Raw genomic sequence first — 19651 nt, 5'->3', positions numbered from 1 at the left:
CGGTACCCTTCGCCGCGCTGCTGGACGCATTGACGACGGGGGATTCGGGTGGTCGTACGCAGGAATGCCGTTCTGGGGCTGGTGGTGGTGCTCGCCGCCGGTGGCTGCTCGTCGAACGACGAGGCCGCCGCGACACCGGGACTGGCCGACCGCGGCACGGTGCTGACCACCGTGAAGCCGACCCGGCAGGACCTGAGCAACAAGATCAGCCTGACCGGCAAAGTCACGATCAACCCGGTCTTCGGGGTCGCCGCGCCGGCCGACGGTGAGCTGCGCTGGGTGAGCCGCACCCTGCCCAAGGAGCCGGACGACACCCCGGTCTGGGTGGCCAGCGTCTGGCACGACGGGATCCCGCGGCGCGTGGAGATCCCGGCCGGCTCGGTCTTCGCGGGACGGCTCATGGACGACCGCGCGACGGTCACCAAGGGGATGCCGATCGTCTCCGCCACCCGGTCGGGGTACGGCATCGTGGCGGACATCGACAGCGCCCAGGCGTACCGGATCTCCGGGGCCGTGCAGCAGGTGCAGGCGCAGATCAAGAACGGTCCCGGGCCGTTCCGGTGCACCGCCCTCGGGACGATCGCCGCGCTGCCCGCCGGGACGGTTCCCGCGCCGGTCACCACGACGACGGCGCCCGCGCCCAACGCGTCCGGCGGGCTGAACGTGCAGACCGCTCCCGACCCCGCGGTCAACGGCGGCGACACCGGGACGAGCGGCTCCGAGCCGACCGGCATGCGCCTGGTCTGCGTGCCGCCCACCAGCATCAAGCTGATCAACGGCGCCGACGTGACCATCGAACTGATCACGGACAAGGCCAGCAAGGTCCTCGTCCTGCCGGTCGAGGCGGTCGCCGGCGCGCAGGGCAAGGGCAAGGTCGACCTGGTCGTCGGCGAGGGACAGACCCGCAAGACGATCGACGTGACCCTCGGCATCTCCGACGGCAAGGTCATCGAGATCAAGAAGGGCCTGCAGGGCGACGAGACGGTCGCCGTCCCCGGCCCGAACCTGCCGGCCCCGGAAGCGACGCAGTGACCGAACTGATCCGCCTCACCGGGATCACCAAGGTCCTCAAGGGGCAGAAGGAGCCACGCACCATCCTCGACGGGGTCGACCTGACCGTCCGGGCGGGGGAGAGCGTGGCGATCGTCGGGCGCTCCGGCTCCGGCAAGAGCACCCTGCTCAGCGTGCTCGGGCTCTTCGACCGGCCGGACTCCGGGACCTACCTGCTGGACGACCGGGACATCAGCCGGCTCCCCGAGCGGCACGCGGCGAAGCTGCGCAGCTCGCACTTCGGGTTCGTGTTCCAGCGGTTCTTCCTGCTCAAGCACCTGACCGCGGCGCAGAACGTGGCGATGGCGCTGATCAACGGCCAGGGCTGGCAGCCGCGCCGCGAACGCCGGGCCCGGGTCATGCGCGCCCTCGAACAGGTCGGCATCGAGCACCTCGCCAAGAACCGGCCGACGAAGATGTCCGGCGGCGAGCAGCAGCGCGTGGCGATCGCCCGCGCGCTGGTGCGCGACCCGCGGATCCTGCTCGCCGACGAGCCGACTGGCGCCCTCGACACCGAGACCGGCTCGATCGTCATCGACGCGCTGCAGGAGGCCACCACCCGCGGGTGCGCGCTGATCCTGGTCACCCACGACCGGGATCACGCCGCGCGGATGGGCCGGATCCACGACCTGCAGGCCGGGGTGCTCTCCGAGCGTGCGCCGGCCCTGTCCCTGAGCGGGCCCACGGCCCAGCTCCCGCACGTCGGAGGTCCCGCCGCATGATGCGTCTCTCCGGGCGGCTGCGCTCGGCAATGATCATTGGCGGACAGGGCATCCGCGCCCGCAAACTGCGCACCCTGCTCTCCATGGTGAGTCTCTTCCTCGGCGTGCTCGCCGTGGTCGTCGTCCAGGCCGGCGCCGGCATCGCCGAACGCCTGCAGCTCGCCGACCTGGAACTGCAGGCCGGCAAGGACGGCACCAAGGCGCTCTACCTGCCGCCGGTCGCCGGGGCCGGCCAGGCCGTCGCCGACGTGGTCGCGGGCCGCAGCGACGCGGTCGCCATGTTCAGCACCAATGCGACCATCGGCGAGCCCGGGGTGCGCCCGGTCAACGAGGGCGGCTCGCCCTTCGACGAGAACTGGGGCGGCTCCTCGCAGATCTGCGACAACTCCGGCAAGTGCTACGACCCGAACGCCGGCAAGCCGCAGGGGCAGGCGATCGAGCTGCGGATCACCGCGCTGACCGGCGACGTGCGCGACTTCCGGCCGTACCGTCCGCGGTCGGGTCAATGGCTCGACTTCGGCACGACGCCCCTGCTCGCGCCCCGGCTCGTGCTCAACGAGGAGGCGGCGAAAGGCTTCGAGCGCTACCACGTGCCCGCCGAGATGCGCGTCAACGGTGTCACGGCCGGCCTGACGCCCCAGATCATCGGCGTGGTCAAGGACGGAAATTCCCAGCCCCAGGCTTACGTACGTCTCGACGAGCTCACCAACTGGATCCCGCTGAGCAAGCTGACCGACCCCAACGGCGGTTTCTCCGACACGCAGCTGCTGATGGCCGGGTCGACGCCGGTCGAGCAGGTGGTGATCGCCAAGCTCAAGGGCCTCGGGGCGACCGACGTGTCGGTGGAGACGATCAACTCCCGCAAGGAGATGGAGGACGAGCTGAACCTGCTCCGCCTCATCTTCCTGGCGATGGCCGGCCTGGTCCTGGTCATCGGCGCGGCCGGGGTCCTCAACGTCGGCCTGGCCACGGTCGGCGAGCGCGTGGAGGAGTTCGCGCTGCGGCGGGCGGTGGGCACTCCCCGGGCGGTGCTGGCCGGCATCGTCCTGGCCGAGACCCTGCTGACCGGCCTGTTCACGGCGGCGGCGGCGATCGGGGTGAGCGTTGCCGCGCTCAAGGCGGCGACGATCTTCCTGGGGCCGTCGCAGCCGTTCCTGCAAGGGGTGGAGTTCCCCTGGTCGGCAGGGGTCTCCGGGGTGATCGCGGGGCTGGTCGCGGGGGTGCTGGGCGGCTTCGTCCCGGCGATCCGGGCGGCCGGGATCCCGATCGCCACGGTGATGCGCGCCTGATCAGTCCGGCTCCCGAGCCGCGCCAGGTCACCGGATCGTCCGCGGGACGCGCCTGATCAGCCCGACTCCCGGACGCGCTGGATCACCGGATCGTCCGCGGGGGAACCCGTCGCCCGCGGACGATGACGGCGCGCGGCTTGCCGAGCTGGCTCAGGTCGGCCCGCGGGTCCGCGTCGAACACGACCGCGTCCGCCGGGGCGCCGTCGGCCAGGCCGGGCAGCCCCAGGCCGGACCGGGCCGTCCAGGACGCGGTGCCAACCGCCCGGTGCGGTGGGACGCCGGCCGCGACCGTGGCGCCCTCCGGAAGGGCAAGCCCACGAACCCTCAGCGCTGTCGCCAAGTCACCACCGTCGTCTGTGGGTGAGACGAAGACGTGTTGGCCAGGCCGCCCCTCACGATGTGCTCACCCGTGTTCTCCGTCGCAGTGGGTGAGACCGGTCGGTGGGTGGCCTGCGGTCCGAGAGCGGCAGCTCAACAGCCGCCGCCGGAAGTTTACTGAGCCGCTCGGCGGCCAAAAAGGCCCGAGTGATGCCGACCCGCAAGATGTCCGCGTTCGTGCCGCACTTGGTGAAGGTCAACAGGCCGATGTTGACGACCGCGACCACCGAGGCATAGGCGATGACGTCCTTGAGCACATGAAAATTGATCAGCAACGAGAAGCCTAGGCAGATCAGAACGTAGGCCAACATCGACGGCGTCCATGGCCGATACATCTCAAGGCCCACGATACGCTGCGGGATGGTCGAGATCGTGGGCCGCCCGCGCTCGTCCGGGGCCTGCCCGCGACGTACCGCCGTCGTGCAGTAGACGCGGCCGAAGAGGTTGACCAGCAGACTGTCCACAAGAGCGATGGTGGCCGCCGTTGCCCACCAAGACGGGTTGAGGATATTGAGGGGAATGGCGACCAACAGGACGAAGATGGCGTTCAACCGGACGAAGAATTCAGTCGCTCTACGGATTGCACCAAATCTTCCGGGCAAGTCGGCCGCCGAGGCGGTACTCAGGCCGGCGTAGATGTTCTGGTAGTACTTCACTGCTGCCCATGCGATGGAGAAGAGGGCGATCCGGGCCGGAAGGTTATCTTGCAGGTGGCCCGGGGGTAGGTGGTAGCCGGAGGCGCGGATGCGGGCGTGATAGTCCTCCAGCGGTCCGCCGCTGATCAGGTCCAGGTCGCGCAGCAGCAGGTAGCCGGTCACAGCGACGGTGACGTACCAGGCGGCGGTGCTGGCCCATGACCACCACAACAGCGAGGTGACCTCGGCCCGACGAGTCGGCTGATCGAGGGCCTGCGGCCGGCTGATCTCCCGCAGAAGCCGGGCGAGTCGTCGCGGTGTCCCCGAGCTCGGGGCGAAGTCGAGGACGAACCGGCGAGACCTCGATGGAGGGCCGAACAGTCCGTCGGTGCGGTCGGCCGCCCGTTCGGCCGCTACTTCGTCCACAAACGTGGTGCTCAGCTTCGACCAGTCTGTCGGCGACATCACCGGCGCGTCGCCGCGGACCGGCGCGTCGCCGGTCGGCGGATACAGCAGCAGACGCTTGGCCGGATCCTCTTGGAGCAGATCCTCGAGGAAACGAGCCAGGTGGCAAGTTCGGAGGTAGAACGCGTCCGGAACGATGCCGTCGGCGTCGCGCCCAGCGCCGCTCAGGCCGATCAGAAGTTGCCCGAGCGAATAGAGGTCGGCCCGCCAGGACGGTTCGTCATCGCTGCGGACCTCCGGCGCGATGTAGCGGGCGTCGCTTGATTGGCGGCCCAGGCCGGACTGGCCATATAGATAATTACGACCGAAATCAATCATTGTCAGCCGATATTTGGCACCGCCTCCGCCCAGTTCCTCGACGATGATGTTGGACGGGTTGAGGTCGGCGTGCACGAGTTTGTGCTTCCCGATGTCAGCGAGCGCTTCGAACAGCAACGGCGCGATGGTCAGCAGCAGGGTGGCGCGGTCGTCGACGGGCCGTCCACGGCTGGAGGAGTCACTCGGACGGGCCTGGTCGTGGCGGCGGATGAGGGTGCCGAGCGTGTCGCCCCGGACGAAATCCATCGCGATCCAGTTGGTCGAACTGCTCAGGACGGTCACGGCGGAGGTGGCCAGCTCCGCGTTCTCGTAGTCGCGCCGGTAACTGCTGGTCGCCGCCGCGATGACCGGAAGCCGGGCGTAGGGTAGGAGGACGAACTTCAACGCGATTTCGGCGCCGGTCCCCGATCCGGACAGGTGCGCGCGGCAGATGAACGATGTCGTGCCGAACTCGTGGAAGGTCAAACTCCGAAAGTCCAGGCCGTTCCAGAATTGGGCGGCGTCGGCGGCCTCCTTGATCGCGATGATCTCGGCGCGCTCGTCCGGGGTGGCTTTCTCACGCCATTGCTCGGGGCGCTTGGACCATTGATCCAGCCGAGACGCCTGCTCCTCGGTGAGGACGGGCCGGTACAGGTCCCGCAGAGCCGAGGTGACCGCGCGGCTTCGTGACAGGCGCGTCGCAACGCTGGCCTCGTGCGCAGGTCGATCGGTTGCCGGGGCGTCGTCGCCCGGACGGGGCTCCATCGGGTCGGCGATGTCCTCGAACCGGTGGCGGTCTGCGTGTTCGAGGGTGGACACGCTCAGCAGAAGAACACCGAGGCTGCCGAGCTCTGCAATCAGCTCCGGCTTGCCGTTCAGCGCGGCCGGGGAGTCGAGCAAAGAGACACACCACCGGGCGAGGCGTCCTTCGAACTCCTGGCGGGGCATCTTGTAGAGAGCGGCGAAGGTGTCCGCCTCGAACGGCAGGCCAGCCAGGATCTCGCGGCGGCGAACGATGCGTTGCTCCTGGGTGTGGTCGACCGTCTCGTCAGCGAAATGCGTCGCCACCTGCTCGAGACCGGACGTCCCGGGTGCCTCCGTGGCGCCGAGAACACGCACCACCGCCATGATCCAATCGCTGTCCTGGTTCACGTGATCCTCACTGGTACGGTAGGTCGACGGGGAACCGGAAATCCTCTCGTCCATGGCCAGGGGCGATCAACCTCGGCATGGCCCGGCGATACCGGCCCTCCACTGCGTAGTAGGCGACCTCGTAGCCGTCCCGGGCTCCCTCGATCAGCAGCCATTTGTTCATCTCGTGCCGGACGAGTTCGGGCCTGTGTGGCAATGGAGCCAGATCCAGGATGTACGGCTCGGTTCGCGGATTCATCCGCTCTGGCTCGATCGCGCGGCGCGCCGCCTTGTAGGCCGTGATCGACCGCAAATGGCTGGTGCCCAGTCCCGGTCGTACGCGATCGAGGTGCCGCCCGACATACTGGTTGAGCCAGGACACGCCGGGACGCATCGACCCCATGGGGCGGGTGCTCAACGACAGGATGTGAGTAGGAGCCTCGTCACGCAGCCCCCGGGCGACCATGAACGGGTGCGCCGTGAGGACACCGCCATCGATAGCCCGATAGCCGTGGAAACGCGGCGCGCCAGGCACCGCCAGCGGCAGCCACATGCTGGCCCGCAGTGCGTTGAGCAGGTCTTCGTCGGACGGGAAGGGATAGATTAGGCGGGTCTGCAACTGATCGACGTCGGTGACCATGATGTGCAGCGGAATCGACGAGGCGCGGACGCCGGCGAAGTCGAGGGGCTTGGTCAGGGCGACCACCTCGTCCAGGGCGAACGACAGGTCCATGATCGGCTGGCCGCGCAGTGCTCGCCGGAAGTCGAGGAAGCGTTTACTGGCCAGGTCGTCGTAGTAGATGGAGATCGGATACCAGGTGTCCCCGGTAAGGAAGTACGCTGCGTTGACCGCTCCGGACGAGCAACTGTAGACAGCGTCGAAGGCGTTGGTGAGACCGATGTCCTCGAGCGCGCTGAGCATGGCGGCCGAGATGATTCCCCGCAGCCCGCCACCCTCGACGGCGAGCACCACTCGGAAGCCGTCCGACCGGTTACCCGGCACGCTGTTCTTGTCCCGGCGACGACGCAGTACACTCAGAACCGGATGATCATCGGTCCACTCCCGTCGTGGCGCGAACCTGGCGTCAGCACCTCGAGATGCCACTGCGTCCTCCTAGGGCTGACTCAACGCGAACAGGTAGGTGCCGCCATCACCGACCGCCGTAATCCGGTGGGTGTCTTTCAGCCAGGCGCAGCCCATGAGGGCACCGTCGACCCGCACCGCTGCGATCGGTGACAGCTCGGTAGTCGTCCAGATCTTGAGGAAGCCGTCGGATCCGGTGCTGGCCAGCAACGCGCCGTCCGGGCTTACCGCGCACGCCGTGACCGGACCGGTATGGGCCTGCGCCTGGTTCGGCCAGAATCCGTCTTGAAGTCGCAGGACGGCGAGCCGGCCGAGCGTATCCCCGGTGATGAGGCGGGTGCCATCCACGTTCAGGGCCGCGCAGGACGTCTTCCGGGCATCTGTGTTCAGAGGGGCCAACTCACCGCTCGACGGCCAGCGGAGGAGGTCGCCCTGCTCGCTGACAGCGATCACTGTGGCGGTTCCCGGGAGGAATCCGCACCAGCGAATGGCGGAGTCGGCTTTGCCGGACAGTCGACCCGTGGCCGGTTCTGAGCCGACCTCATGCCACCGCAGGATCGTCCCGTCGTCGTAGCCGGCTGCGAATGGCAGTCCGTCTGCCGAGACAGCGCACGAGGTTACCGGACGACCGTCGGCACTTATCCGTGAATGCTCTCCGGACGGGCCGCGCAATTCCAGGCGTCCGTCAGCGTATCCGAGCATGATACGGCCGTCGTTGCTGGTAGCAGCGCAGGTCGGAGGCGGACCGTCGAGTGCGGTCTCGGTCGGTTCGTCGGCATCCCGCCACTGGCGAATCGGATCGGGGCCTCCGGAGATGACAGTGTCCCCCGCCACGCAGCAGAAGGCGGCCGGACGGCTGTGCCGTGGCGGCCGCCAATCGCCGGTGGGGTGATCAGCGTTCCAGAGGCGGACTGTGCCATCCGTACCGCCGGACACGACAGCCCGACCGTCGTTGGCCACCGTCAGGCAGGTCACGCCGCCGCTGTGCCCACGCAGGACCACGGTGACCTCCGATTGCGGCCATCGGAGCCTGATCGCACCGTCCGACCCGCCACTGACCAGCATTGTGGGCTCGCCATGAGGGCTGCCGACGCCCACTGCGCAGGCGCGCACCGCACCGTCGTGCTGCCCGTGCCAGAGCGCGACATGCCCCGTCGTGCGCTCGTGGTACTCCACACTGCCGTCGTCGCGTCCCAGCAACAGGAAGTCGCCGTCGAGTACGCAGCATCCGACCGAGGAGCGATTGGTTGCCGAGAAGACATGTGTGGGTCGCGAGGGATCGGGCACCGTGCCGTCGCTGGTGACGTCCCACAGCATCACGAGGCCGGCGGTGGAACCGGCCGCCGCACTGGTGCCGTCCGGATGCGCGGCGCAGCAGGTGATCGGACGGTAGTGCCCGGCCAGTGCGATGCTGTGGGGTTCCCCCGGCTGAGCGCCATCCCGTCCGTCCGCTGCGTCGAGACGCCACAGCAGCGGCCGACTGTCCATGGTGCCCGTCACGGTCCAACGTCCGTCCGGTGAGACCGCGCAGCAGCGGATGGGCCGCTCGTGCCGCAGTTGCCTCGTCGTCGTAGCCGGGCCATCCCCCAACGCGATGACGTCGGCCACGCCGTCGCGTGATCCGAGGGCCGCGAAGGACGCCTGGTGCGCAAAGGCCGCAGCCCGTAGCACCCGCCTGCCTGTGACCGTGTTTTCTCTTCTTTCCTCGCGTCCCGAGTCGTCCCGGGCCCACCGGATAAGATTGCCGTCCTCGTCGACCGCCCAGACGGTGCGATCTGCGGCCATGCCGCAGCCGCGAACCTCGGCAGTGTGTTTCCCGACAACCCGCAGCTGGTCAGGGTGGGGCAGGTCTGGGAGTGACCATGACGGCGTCAGGAGCGGCCCATCGGACAACGCCCGAAGGCTCGTCACCTGTGGACTCCAGACGTCGACATGTTCGAGCCGGCTCACCAGAGTGCTGGCCAACGCGCCGGGCCAGTGGGATGCCCATCCATTCCAAAGGTGGGCGTGGCGCGCGATGGCGTAAGCTCGCTTCTTCGCGTCGGCGGAGCCGTCGCGGAGAAGATCTTCTTCCGCTGACCTGGAGCCGCCGGTCCATCGGATGGAGGCCTCGACCCAGCGCAGGTCGTTCACCAGCCCGGCGTGTTCCGCGAGCTGTCCGGTGGCGTGGAGGTGACGCGGTACACCGGCGGCAGCCGTGCCGAAGTTGTCGGGAAGCGACCACCACGCGGTCGTGTCGGCATCGAGCAACCGCGTCCGCAGATGATCAATGAAGCCGGCGTGAGCCTCGGGCAACCCGGCCTTGATGGCGGGCGACTCGAGCAGCCGTTCGGCCAGCCCACGCGAACCGGTCACGCGTCCATGCTGGTCCAAGGTCAGATTCGGCCAACCCAGATGCCTGACGAACGCACTTGCGGCATCCTTGTGTCCGGTCTCTGCGGCCCACCATTCGTCGAGCACCGAAACCGGTGGGTCATCCGGAAGTGTCACGGCCAGTCGGCGCAGCAGCGACAGCTCGCCGTTGCCCATACCGGCGAACGGGTCGCCGTGCGGGTAACCGGCCGCCTCGAACGCGCGAGCCCGGTCGAGGGATTTCGCCCACCACCGGCCCGTCCACCGCGGTGCGGCCGAGGGAAAACGCGAAAGCACTATCTCCAGGGTATTGCCCGCCCGGTGCACGGCGTTCGCGTGACGATCGCGTACGTATGACCACACCCGCTCGACAGTGACCTCGTCGTTCTTGACGGTGCCGTCGCCTAGCAGAGCCCTTGCCACGTCGGCGGTGAACGGACTCGGTTGTCCCTTCTGGCCGTCAACGCTGGTGCGTGACCTTCGCGAGCTTGCCAGCAGGAAGGAGTAGTTGGAAAGTTTCCTGTGGAACTCGAACGTGCCGCTGTAGCAGGCGTCGATGACGACCACGATGCGCTGGGCGGGGCACCGGCGCAGCAGCCGGTTGATCGTCTCGCCGGCCACAGCGGTCATTGCCAGACGGCTGGCGTCGGTGTCGGAGCTGGCGAGATAGATGTCGTCGTCGCCCGTCATGCCGTGTCCGCTGTAGTACAACAGCACCGTGTCGTTCGCGGCTGCCGTGACGACGAAATTGTCGATCATGACCTCTATCTCGGCGCGAGTGCGCTGCGCCACTACAGTGACCTCAGTCGTGCCGAAGCAACCGCTACGCTCGTTGGTGAGCGCTTCCGACATCAGTGCGACGTCGAGCGAAGGACCGTGCAACCGGGGCAGTCCGAGGCCGTCACGATCCGCAGGGAAACTCCAGTTGGCGATCAAGAGGGCTCGGTGCAATTTACTGGTCGTTCTGCTCGTTGAGTAGTTCCCAGACGCGCGGATCATTGGCCATTGGACCGGTGATCTCCACCTCCTTACCGGTCGACTCGAAATTGATCTTTATCGACATGTTGGTGCGGGCCTTGATCCATTCCAGCGATATATCACGGAAGGCTGCGATGGCACCCGCAGATCCCAGGGCCACCACTGCCGTCTCCAGTGTTTCAGCCATCCCCTTCGAGCCGGGCTCGGCCGCGACCGGCACGGTGAGCCCCGCCGCCTCAAGCTCGTTGAAGAGCGGCTCTGCCTCAGCCAGCAGGCGTTCGTCATGCGGATCCCAGCCGGCCGCGCGGATGGAGACCGTGCCCGTGCTGCGACCTGCCGCCTCGTTACCGAATTCCACCGTTGCCCCCGCGTCATTTGCTTGCCGCACGTCAACTACGGGGAAGTCTGACCCTTCTGCGACGCCTCTGCAAGGTGACGTTACGGGGTGGATCTCTGCCCGGCCGACGAGACGGACCACCTAAGTGGACGATGAGCGTCCGCCCATCCGAATCGTTGGCCGAACCCATGCAGCGCGGTAGGAAACAGGTGTCAGGGGAATGCTCGGATGGGTGTGCGCCGTCGAATCGGGACGAACAACCTGGTGATGAGCGGAACAGTCCGGATCCGCGTCGATCATTGAGCAATCCGGAGCGATGGGCTGAACATCGCCGGTGATCCCCCGGATGATCAGGCCCTCTGCCCGGGCTACCAATGCGGCAACGGCGATTTGCCGATTTCGCATGAGGCCTGGCGGAACGCTGCGCTGCTGTAGGCCTTGTCGGCCAGCAAGGTGGCGAAGCGGGGGCGGGCGTCCGGTGTGCTGTCGGCCCGCCTTGAGGGGTTGACGGAGCGGACCCTAGGCGATGACCTTCGCCCAGCGTTGGACGGCATGGAAGCCCTCGGCCGGGGTGGCCCAGAAGTAGCCGTAGACCGGCGTGTCGCCCAGGAACGAGCCGACCTCGGTCAGCAGCGTCCGCGCGGCCTCCCGGTCCTGGTCGGACAGGTAGGCGGCCAGCGCCAGCCAGTGCCGGGCGGTCACTCCCCGGCCGGTGAGACGGTGGTCCTGACCGGCGCGCCACTTCGCCGCGCAGCAGGTGATCTCGGCCCGCACGTCCGCCCGGCTGAAGTACGCCTTGGCGGCAGTGAGAGCCGGAACCTCCCGCAGGGCGTACTCGAAGTGCGCCAGCAGCGGCAGCAGCACCGCCGGCGAACCGGGCGGCGCGCCCGCCGCCGCGGAACGGGCGGCGGCGAACATCTCGTCGTGGGTGCCGTACCACCTGGCGCACGCGAAACGCACCGCGGCCAGGTGCGCCTCGAAGTGGTGCGGGTCACGGCGCAGGGCCTCGCGCAGCGAGTCGGCGAAGTCACCGGCCCGGCGATAGCCGTCGGCGAACATGGTGTTCATGCTGATCACCAGGGGGTGGGCGTCGTCCGGGTTGAGCTCGGCCGCACGCCGGACCGCCCGGGCCGCCAGGCCGCTGTCCCGCGCCGCCTCCTGATCCAGCAGGGTGTGCGCGCGCAGGATCGCCACGGCCGGGTCCTCCGGCATTGCGGCCTCCCACGCCAGCAGCCAGCGCGGATCCCGGGCGGCCGTCGCGGCGAGCACCGACAGGCGGCGGGCACGCAGCTCACGGTCGCGGCCGGCGGCCGCGATCAGGCGGTGCACCGCGGTCCAGTCGCCGGCCAGGGCACGGTCCCGGGCGGCGCGTAGCTCCAGGTCCGCCTCGGCGGGGTCGGTGTCCGGGGCGTTCGCCTTGCGGAAGAGTCCGAGCATCGTTGCTCCCAGGTGGTCAGGAACGGGGGCGTCGCCCGGGTCCGGGGTGAGGGGCAGAGCGCTCGTGCCGGCCGGTCCGTCAGCGGCGACGGTGATCCGGTGTCCACCCGGCGGGCGGTCACCACGGCCACGGACGGACCGTGACGGTGGCGATGCGGAGCGTTCATGGCCGGGAGTATCGGCGCGGTTACCGGCGACCTGAGACCGAACGGCAACCGAAGTCGTACCGAAAATCACTGCCGGGGTGTCCCACCAGCGTCTTCAATCATCTGGATACCCCAGTCAACCGGATGATTGGCATTCGCGGGACCGCCGTGGAAGGCGTATCGGCGAGGTCCCGGGCGTATGTCGCATCCTCTACAGTGGCGGCGTGGGCCGGGGCAGACGATTGTGGATGATCACGGCGACCTCGACGGACGTGGACTGGCGGACCGCTGCCGCGGCGATCACGGCGGGCAGTGAGACGCCGGTCGCCGTCGTGATCGTGGGCACCACGACGCCGGATCCTCTGCAGGGCCGGGTCGCGGGCCTCGTGCTCGTGGACGAGCTGTCCCTCGAAGACGCCCGGGATCTCGTCGTGGCGGTGGTCAAGGCGTACCCACTGGTGCTGGTCGCGGCGCCGGCCGGGCCGCTGGTGCCGGTGGGCGGCGACGGCTGGAACCTCGCCGACCTGACCGCCGCGCTGGGCGCCGGGGCGCTGGTGGTGACCGGCCCCGGGCCGGACTCGGTCAACCACACGACGCTGATGCTCGGCGCCCTGGCCGGCCACGGCATCTCCGCGTCGGTCATCACGGTCGGCGCCACCGCCGCCCTGGCGCCCGCTGACGCCGGCGCGGGCCCCGGCGGGCTCGACGAGACGAAGTTGCCGGTCACGCCCATCGGGCGGATCCCCGCCGACCCGCCGGCCGACTTCGCCGGAGCCGCGGCATGGTTCGATCCCACCCTGTTCGCGGCACCGGACCCGCCGCCGGTCCTCGCCACGGACCGGACCGTCAGCGGCAAGAAGTTCGTCTCCCTGCTGATCGCGGTCTTCGCCGTCTTCATCGCGATGGTCATCCTGGCCTGCGGCGCGGCGTGGTGGGGCTGAACCGGCCCGCCGCCCCGGTCGGCTAGGCCATCCCGTGCGCAGTCGGCGTGATCCTGCCGTACGACGTGAGGGTGCGCAGCGCCTGCAACGTCACGATGCCGCGCCACTCCAGCAGCGACGCCTGGCTCGGCGGCTCCCACGGGATCGGCCAGCCGCCGTCCTGCTGTTGCGCGGCGGCGAGCTGGTTCAGGTGCGCGTCGAGCTGGGAGTCGTCGAAGAGTGCCCGCCACGGCGAGTCGGCGAGCGGCGCCACCGCGAGCGGTGTCAGGCCGTACTCACCGGGTTTCGGCATCGCCTGGAACAGCGGGGACGCGGTGAGCCGTGCGACGACGGCCGGGGCGGCGCGGTTCGCGCGGGCGCGGTCCGGGACGTACGCGAGGAAGGTCAGCACCTCGTTGAGCCCGTGCGTCTCGTCGGGAAGGTTCTCCGACTCGATCGTCTCCCACAGGTAGGCGGTGGCCGCGTCCCGCCACGGGTGCTCGAAGCCGAGCCGGTACAGCAGCCCCGCCAGCCCGGCCGTCGGGTTCACCCCGGGCTCGTAGGTCCAGTCGGTCCAGTGCGCCGCCCGCGGATGGTCCTCGATCACCGGGAAGGCCAGCGGCACGGCTCCGTTCTTGCTGACGCTGCTCAGGAAGTCGCAGGCCGGGCCCAGCAGCTCGGGCGAACCGATCGCGGCGAGCGCCTGGAACGCGACCTCGACGTCGACCGGCAGGCTCGCCGGGCAGCGCTTGTCCGGCTCCAGGCCGTGCCCGAAACCGCCGTCGGCGTTCCGATAGCCCCGCAGCACCTCGACCACACCCTGCGGCGCCTCGTCGCGGAACAGCACCCCGAACAGGCGGCGCTCCAGGAGACGGCCTTCGGCCTGCAGGAACTTCTCGGCGGTACGGAAATCAGCGCTCATGCCCCGACGCTATTGGCGCGGTGCCTCGTACGTCTTGTAGAAATCGGTCATGGGATACGTCGAGTGGGCACCGCCGGAGTCGTTGCGCGACGCCGTCGCGTGCCTCTGGCGCAGCACCGTCACGGAGCGGCCCGCCGACGGTGCCATGCCGATCCTGCCGGACGGCTGCGTGGACCTGATCTGGCAGAGCGAGCGAGGCGCGTTCCTGGCCGGCCCGGACACCGGTCCCGTGGCGAACGCCGGCCCGGGCGGGCGGCACGTCGTCGGGGTGCGGCTGCGGCCCGGCGCCGGTGGGACGCTGCTGGGGATGCCGCTGACACCGCTGCGGAACCTGCGCCCGGACCTCACCGACCTCGGCTTGCGGGTGAGTCTGCCGGGTGAGCTCGCGCCCGCGGAGGCGCTGCGCCGGCTCGTAGGGCTGACCGGGCGGCTCGCCGAGGAGCGGCCCGCGGACCCGGTCATGCTGGCCGCGGCCCGGCTGCTGAGAGATCCCGGGCTGCGCGTGCCGGAACTCGGCGACCGGCTCGGCGTCAGTGACCGGCAGCTCCGGCGACGGTTCGGCGCCGCTGTCGGGTACGGGCCGAAGACGCTGCAGCGGGTCTACCGGTTCCGGCGGTTCCTGCGCATGGCGGGCGAGGGGAGTCTGGGCGAGCTGGCGGTGCGCGCCGGGTACACCGATCAGGCGCACCTGACCCGGGAAACCGCAGAGTTCGCCGGGATGACCCCCGGCGAACTCGTCCGGCGCCGGAAACCGTCAGCGGGGCCGGTGCCGGAGTCGCCTCCGGCCGGCCCCGGCCACCGCTGAGCCGAGGCCATGGTCCAGCAGTAAGCCCTGGTTCAGCAGTAAGCCGTGGTTCAGCAGTAACCGGACGGGCACTCGCCGCTGGCGAGCAGTTCATACTGCTTGCAGCGGGGGCAGATCGGCTGGTCCGGCCGCGGCGCGGGCCGGGTCGAGCGGGTCGTCGCCTTGGCCGCCTTGGCCGCCTTCGGAGCGGCGGCCGTGCGGGTCGCGGCGGTGCGCGGCGTCTTCGGCGGGCCGGACTTGCGCAGCTCCACGGCCTGCACGGCGGCGGCCAGGATCGCGTCGTAGTTGGCGTCGATCAGGCTTGCGTCGACCGACACGAACGGCACCGGGTCGTCCGGGTCGATCACCGTCGCGCCGTAGATGGTGCCCGCCACCTCGTCGGCCTGGTTGCGCGCCACCGCGATGTCGACCCCGCCGGGGTGGATGTTCACGGCGATGTTGCGCGCGCCCTGCGGGCGGATCTGGATGCTGCGGCCGGCCGGCTTCACGTCGACGCTGGTGTTGGCGCGCAGCTCCAGGAGCAGCCGCGCCACCGAGGGCGCCGCTCCGACGCCGTCGTCGTCGTAACCGGTGTCGTGCACGTCCATCTGCGATGCCCCTCCGCTGTCCACGGCGACCGGGTGACCAGCACCCCGCCGCCCGTGAGCCGTCGATGCACGAGCCTACCGGGCGACGTGATCGCCCTTTGATCCTCCCGGACCGCGGCCGGAATCGCCGGTGATCGCCGAGCTGAGCTGCCCCGGGACCGTCGCGGGGCAACCAGCCCATCCTCCTAGGACGCTGTAGGCGGTGTGACCCGCTCCGGGTCCGGGGGCGTGTGCGAGGCTCGGCGCCGTGGAACGACTGATCGAGGTGGGGAACGGGTCCGTCTGGGCCGACGACACCGGTGACGACCTGCCGCCCGTCGTGCTGTTGCACCCGGGAACCGGCGACTCGCGAATCTGGGACCCGGTGCGGGAGCGGCTCGCCGGGCAGTACCGGCTGATCCGCTACGACGTCCGGGGCTTCGGCCGATCAGCGCCACCCACCGCGACGTTCTCCCCGCTCGACGACCTGCGGCGAGTGCTCGACGAGCTGGATGCGGGGCCGGCCCTGTTCGCCGGGTGCAGCATGGGCGGGGGAGCGGTGCTCGACCTCGCGCTCGCCGAGCCGGGCCGGGTTCGCGGCATGGTGCTGGCCTGCCCCGGCATCTCCGGCGCTCCCGCGGCCCGGGACCCGGATGACGAGCCGGACAGCTCCGACCCGGACGTCTTCGTCGAGCAGGGCCTCGCCCGCTGGGGCCGGGCCGGGCGTGACCCCCTGGTCGTCGAGCAGTTGCGCTCGTCGGTCCGGTTCTGGCTCAACTGGGGTGGGCTCCTCGCCGGTGACGGCAACGCGTGGGCCCGCCTGGAGGAGGTCGTCACTCCGTCGGTGCTGTTGCTCGGCGATCTCGAACGGCCGTCCTTCGTCCCGGCGTGCGTCGAAGCCGCACGGCGGATCCCCGGCTGCCGCCTGGTCCGGCTTCCCGGAGTCGATCACTTCGTCCCGCTGCGCGCGGCGGACGCCGTGGTGGAGGCGCTGCGCTCGTTGCCGCACTGACCGCAGGCGGTGGGGTGCTCCGGAACGAGCGCCGGCGCTCGGGTCCCGGCACGGAAGTATTGATGAGCATTGTTGCTGGGAGCGCTCCCATGCAACGATGTCGTTAACTGCCTTCCGTCCCCGAAGGAGCGCTCCCATGCACCTCCGTACCTGGCTGGCCGGCGCCGTGTCGCTCGTCGCCGCGGCGGCCACGGCCACCGTCCTCACCGCCCCACCCGCCAGCGCCGCCACCGGCGGCACCGGCACCGGCTATCTGCACACCAGCGGCAGCAAGATCGTCGACAGCACGGGCGCCACCGTCCGGCTGACCGGGATCAACTGGTTCGGCATGGAGACCGACAACAAGACGTTCCACGGCCTGTGGTCCAGCAACCCGTGGAAGGGTCAGCTCGACACGATGGCCTCGCTCGGCTACAACACGCTGCGGGTCCCGTTCTCCGACGACGCGCTCAAGGCCGGGGCGACCGCGTCCGGCGTCAACGACTTCGTCAACCCGGACCTCGTCGGGCTGTCGCCGCTGCAGATCCTGGACAAGGTGGTCGCGTACGCGGGAACCAAGGGCATGCGGATCATCCTCGACCGGCACCGGCCGACGTCAGCGGGTCAGACGGCCCTCTGGTACACCACCGCCGTACCGGAAAGCACCTGGATCTCCGATTGGAAGATGCTCGCGCAGCACTATGCGGGCAACAGCACGGTCATCGGCGCCGACCTGCACAACGAGCCGCACGCCGAGGGCACCAACCCGGCCGCGACCGGGGCGTGCTGGGGCTGCGGCGACACCGCCCGTGACTGGCGTCTCGCCGCGGAGCGCGCCGGCAACGCGATCCTCGCGGTCCAGCCCAACTGGCTGATCTTCGTGGAGGGCGTCAGCTGCCCGAGCGGCGGTCTGTCCAACGTGTGGGACAACGACACCAGCAACGACGAGGACTGCGGCTGGTGGGGTGGCAACCTTTCCAAGGCAGGAGATTTCCCGGTACGCCTCGACGTGGCGAACCGCCTGGTCTACTCGCCCCACGAGTACGCGACGTCGGTCTACCACCAGGCGTGGTTCGACGACCCGGCGTACCCGGCGAACATGCCGGCGATCTGGGATCACTACTGGGGTTACCTGTACAAGCAGAACATCGCGCCGATCATGATGGGCGAGTTCGGCACGACGCTCGCCAGCAACGTCGACAAGGTGTGGCTGCAGGAACTGATGAAGTACACCGGCACGGGCGTCAACGGCATGTCGTTCACCTACTGGTCGTGGAACCCGAACTCCGGTGACACCGGCGGCATCGCCAACGACGACTGGACCACTGTCAACCAGGCCAAGCAGGCGATCCTGCAGCCGTACCTGATCGCGCCGGTCGCCGGTGGCGGCACCACCGGCCCGTCACCGTCGACCTCGTCCAGCGGTCCCGCGCCGACCGGCGGGTGCAAGGTCACCTACACGCAGGACAACGCGTGGCAGGGCGGCTTCCAGGGCCAGGTCAAGGTGCAGAACACCGGCGGCGCCGCGATCAACCCGTGGCAGGTCACCTGGACCTGGCCGTCCGGCGTGACGCTCGTCAACGGCTGGAACGCGACGGTCACCCAGTCCGGCACCACGGTCACCGCGGCGGCGCCGAGTCACGCCACGACGCTGGCGGCAGGAGCCTCGGTCACGGTCGGGTTCACCGCCAACGGCACGGCGTCGACGCCGGCCACGGTGAAACTCGCCGGAGTGGCCTGCTCATGAAACTCGTACCCGTCATCTCTGTTGCCGCAGTGGCCGCCGCGGCGGTGAGCGTCGCCGGCCTGGGCACGGCCGACGCCGCGGCAGCCACGTGCGACGTCACCTGGACGGCGAACAGCTGGTCCAGCGGATTCACTGCCGACGTCAAGGTCACCAATCTCGGTACGGCCGTGACCTCCTGGACCCTGGCCTGGAACTTCTCCGGGAACCAGCAGGTCACGTCCGCCTGGAGCGCCACGGTCACCCAGACGGGCACCGCCGTGACCGCGTCGAACGCCGGCTGGAACGGCGCCCTGGCGACCGGGGCGTCGGCCAGTTTCGGCTTCCAGGGAACGTACTCGGGGACGAACCCGGCACCGACCGCGTTCCGCTTCAACGGCGTGGCCTGCGGCGGCGACGTGACGCCGTCACAGAGCCCGTCGGTCAGCCCGTCCGGCAGCGCGTCGGCAAGTCCGTCGGTCAGTCCATCCACCAGCCCATCCACCAGCCCGTCCACCCCGTCGACCGGCGCGGGCACCGACGGCTTCGAGTCGCAGACCGGCGCCGTCCCCACCGGATCGTGGGCGGTGACCAGCCCGGACTGCTCCGGCGCAGGCACCGCCGCGATCGACCGGATGGTCGCGCACAGCGGCACCACCTCCCTGCGGATCAACGGTGCGGCCGGCTACTGCAACCACGTCTTCGCCCGCAACACCACCCTGCTCAGCGGTCTCTCCTCCACCTGGTACGTCCGCTACTGGGTCCGGCATACCACCGCCCTGCCGGCCGCGCACGTGACAGCGGTCGCCATGGCCGACGCCAAGGACGGCGGAAAGGACCTGCGTTTCGGCGGCCAGAACGGCGCCCTGCAGTTCAACCGTGCCTCCGACGACGCCACCCTGCCCGAACAGAGCCCGGCGGGGGTGGCCCTGTCCCGGCCGCTGCCGGTCGGGACCTGGACCTGCGTCGAGTTCAAGGTCGACGGGTCGAACGGCACCATCGAGACCTGGCTCGACGGCACTTCGGTGCCGGGCCTCCTCGAGGACGGCACCCCGACCCACGACATCGACAGCCAGTGGCTCAACCGCACCTGGCGCCCGGCCCTGACGGACCTGCGCCTGGGCTGGGAGAGCTACGGCGACGGCGCCGACACCCTCTGGTACGACGACGTCGCGGTCAGCGCCACCCGCAACGGCTGCTGATCCCGCACGACGATGCCCGCCATGCTCTCAGCCCGGCGGGCATCGTCACTCCGGTGACCAGCCGCGAGCCTTGCTTTCCGTGCCGGTCCGCGGCGCGGCTCACGCTTACCGGGCTGGTGCTCACGGTCGTCGTTCGTGCCTCATGACGACCGTGAGCACCAGCCCGCAAGCCCGCGGCAGGCCGAGGGGCCGGGCATGAAGGCCCGGCCCCTGGACTTCTG

16 protein-coding genes are annotated in these 19651 nt (G+C 69.8%); 8 read left to right on the top strand and 8 right to left on the bottom strand.

Annotation, left to right across the window (positions count from 1 at the left end):
- Positions 1-48: 48 nt before the first annotated feature.
- From Acy02nite_RS24555 to Acy02nite_RS24545, 3 genes are read left to right on the top strand one after another with little or no spacing between them, the layout of a single operon-like run.
- Positions 49-1032 (top strand): efflux RND transporter periplasmic adaptor subunit, encoded by a 984-nt coding sequence (locus Acy02nite_RS24555; RefSeq protein ID WP_239175157.1) that lies wholly within the window; start codon positions 49-51, stop codon positions 1030-1032.
- Complete coding sequence (locus tag Acy02nite_RS24550; RefSeq protein WP_203744434.1) at positions 1029-1772, top strand: ABC transporter ATP-binding protein; 744 nt, start codon at positions 1029-1031, stop codon at positions 1770-1772. Before Acy02nite_RS24555 ends, Acy02nite_RS24550 begins: the two co-directional genes overlap by 4 nt.
- Positions 1769-3061 (top strand): ABC transporter permease, encoded by a 1293-nt coding sequence (locus Acy02nite_RS24545; protein WP_203744432.1) that lies wholly within the window; start codon positions 1769-1771, stop codon positions 3059-3061. The genes Acy02nite_RS24550 and Acy02nite_RS24545 overlap by 4 nt, the downstream gene beginning before the upstream one ends.
- 82 nt (positions 3062-3143) lie before the next feature.
- Here the strand turns inward: Acy02nite_RS24545 and Acy02nite_RS24540 are convergent, their stop codons facing one another.
- From Acy02nite_RS24540 to Acy02nite_RS24515, 6 genes are all read right to left on the bottom strand, one after another.
- Positions 3144-3401, bottom strand: a complete 258-nt coding sequence (locus tag Acy02nite_RS24540; RefSeq protein WP_203744430.1) for a hypothetical protein — start codon at positions 3399-3401, stop codon at positions 3144-3146.
- A gap of 52 nt (positions 3402-3453) precedes the next feature.
- The gene (locus Acy02nite_RS24535) at positions 3454-6042 is read right to left on the bottom strand and encodes a protein kinase domain-containing protein (RefSeq protein WP_203744428.1); all 2589 of its coding nucleotides are present in this window, start codon (positions 6040-6042) and stop codon (positions 3454-3456) included.
- The gene (locus Acy02nite_RS24530; RefSeq protein WP_203744426.1) at positions 5996-7072 is read right to left on the bottom strand and encodes a patatin-like phospholipase family protein; all 1077 of its coding nucleotides are present in this window, start codon (positions 7070-7072) and stop codon (positions 5996-5998) included. The genes Acy02nite_RS24535 and Acy02nite_RS24530 overlap by 47 nt, the downstream gene beginning before the upstream one ends.
- Before the next feature lie 9 nt (positions 7073-7081).
- Positions 7082-10339 carry a caspase family protein gene (locus tag Acy02nite_RS24525; protein WP_203744424.1) on the bottom strand — a complete coding sequence of 1086 codons (3258 nt, stop codon included), beginning with the start codon at positions 10337-10339 and terminating at the stop codon, positions 7082-7084.
- A gap of 16 nt (positions 10340-10355) precedes the next feature.
- The gene (locus Acy02nite_RS24520) at positions 10356-10739 is read right to left on the bottom strand and encodes an effector-associated constant component EACC1 (protein WP_203744422.1); all 384 of its coding nucleotides are present in this window, start codon (positions 10737-10739) and stop codon (positions 10356-10358) included.
- Between the two features lie 498 nt (positions 10740-11237).
- A complete protein-coding gene (locus Acy02nite_RS24515) occupies positions 11238-12155 on the bottom strand; it encodes a hypothetical protein (RefSeq protein ID WP_203744420.1) in 918 nt (305 codons plus the stop codon).
- A 394-nt stretch (positions 12156-12549) separates the two neighbouring features.
- On the opposite strand from Acy02nite_RS24515, the gene Acy02nite_RS24510 reads away from it, so the two are divergent.
- Positions 12550-13242 carry a P-loop NTPase family protein gene (locus Acy02nite_RS24510; RefSeq protein WP_203744418.1) on the top strand — a complete coding sequence of 231 codons (693 nt, stop codon included), beginning with the start codon at positions 12550-12552 and terminating at the stop codon, positions 13240-13242.
- Positions 13243-13264: 22 nt separating this feature from the next.
- Here the strand turns inward: Acy02nite_RS24510 and Acy02nite_RS24505 are convergent, their stop codons facing one another.
- The gene (locus Acy02nite_RS24505) at positions 13265-14143 is read right to left on the bottom strand and encodes a hypothetical protein (RefSeq protein WP_203744415.1); all 879 of its coding nucleotides are present in this window, start codon (positions 14141-14143) and stop codon (positions 13265-13267) included.
- Between the two features lie 49 nt (positions 14144-14192).
- Here Acy02nite_RS24505 and Acy02nite_RS24500 point away from each other — a divergent pair, with 49 nt between their 5' ends.
- Positions 14193-14948, top strand: a complete 756-nt coding sequence (locus tag Acy02nite_RS24500; protein WP_203744413.1) for a helix-turn-helix domain-containing protein — start codon at positions 14193-14195, stop codon at positions 14946-14948.
- 50 nt (positions 14949-14998) lie between these two features.
- Here Acy02nite_RS24500 and Acy02nite_RS24495 read toward each other — a convergent pair whose 3' ends face one another.
- Positions 14999-15535 carry a hypothetical protein gene (locus tag Acy02nite_RS24495; protein ID WP_203744412.1) on the bottom strand — a complete coding sequence of 179 codons (537 nt, stop codon included), beginning with the start codon at positions 15533-15535 and terminating at the stop codon, positions 14999-15001.
- Positions 15536-15782: 247 nt separating this feature from the next.
- Here Acy02nite_RS24495 and Acy02nite_RS24490 point away from each other — a divergent pair, with 247 nt between their 5' ends.
- From Acy02nite_RS24490 to Acy02nite_RS24480, 3 genes are all read left to right on the top strand, one after another.
- Positions 15783-16526 carry an alpha/beta fold hydrolase gene (locus tag Acy02nite_RS24490; protein ID WP_203744410.1) on the top strand — a complete coding sequence of 248 codons (744 nt, stop codon included), beginning with the start codon at positions 15783-15785 and terminating at the stop codon, positions 16524-16526.
- Between the two features lie 136 nt (positions 16527-16662).
- Positions 16663-18252 carry a cellulase family glycosylhydrolase gene (locus Acy02nite_RS24485; protein ID WP_203744408.1) on the top strand — a complete coding sequence of 530 codons (1590 nt, stop codon included), beginning with the start codon at positions 16663-16665 and terminating at the stop codon, positions 18250-18252.
- A complete protein-coding gene (locus tag Acy02nite_RS24480; RefSeq protein WP_203744406.1) occupies positions 18249-19430 on the top strand; it encodes a cellulose-binding domain-containing protein in 1182 nt (393 codons plus the stop codon). The genes Acy02nite_RS24485 and Acy02nite_RS24480 overlap by 4 nt, the downstream gene beginning before the upstream one ends.
- Positions 19431-19651 lie beyond the last annotated feature (221 nt).

Origin of the sequence: Actinoplanes cyaneus (assembly GCF_016862095.1) — a bacterium.
GTDB lineage: Bacteria > Actinomycetota > Actinomycetes > Mycobacteriales > Micromonosporaceae > Actinoplanes > Actinoplanes cyaneus.
The sequence above is the reverse complement of the archived record's forward strand: the minus strand, read 5'-3'. Positions and strand labels throughout refer to the sequence as shown.

What these genes read in the sequence shown, in the direction of transcription:
- Acy02nite_RS24545 (WP_203744432.1), top strand. Translation starts at nt 1,769, where the DNA reads ATGATGCGTCTCTCCGGGCGGCTGCGCTCGGCAATGATCATTGGCGGA.
- Acy02nite_RS24535 (WP_203744428.1), bottom strand. Translation starts at nt 6,042, where the DNA reads ATGGACGAGAGGATTTCCGGTTCCCCGTCGACCTACCGTACCAGTGAG.
- Acy02nite_RS24515 (WP_203744420.1), bottom strand. Translation starts at nt 12,155, where the DNA reads ATGCTCGGACTCTTCCGCAAGGCGAACGCCCCGGACACCGACCCCGCC.
- Acy02nite_RS24510 (WP_203744418.1), top strand. Translation starts at nt 12,550, where the DNA reads ATGATCACGGCGACCTCGACGGACGTGGACTGGCGGACCGCTGCCGCG.
- Acy02nite_RS24505 (WP_203744415.1), bottom strand. Translation starts at nt 14,143, where the DNA reads ATGAGCGCTGATTTCCGTACCGCCGAGAAGTTCCTGCAGGCCGAAGGC.
- Acy02nite_RS24500 (WP_203744413.1), top strand. Translation starts at nt 14,193, where the DNA reads ATGGGATACGTCGAGTGGGCACCGCCGGAGTCGTTGCGCGACGCCGTC.
- Acy02nite_RS24495 (WP_203744412.1), bottom strand. Translation starts at nt 15,535, where the DNA reads ATGGACGTGCACGACACCGGTTACGACGACGACGGCGTCGGAGCGGCG.
- Acy02nite_RS24485 (WP_203744408.1), top strand. Translation starts at nt 16,663, where the DNA reads ATGCACCTCCGTACCTGGCTGGCCGGCGCCGTGTCGCTCGTCGCCGCG.
- Acy02nite_RS24480 (WP_203744406.1), top strand. Translation starts at nt 18,249, where the DNA reads ATGAAACTCGTACCCGTCATCTCTGTTGCCGCAGTGGCCGCCGCGGCG.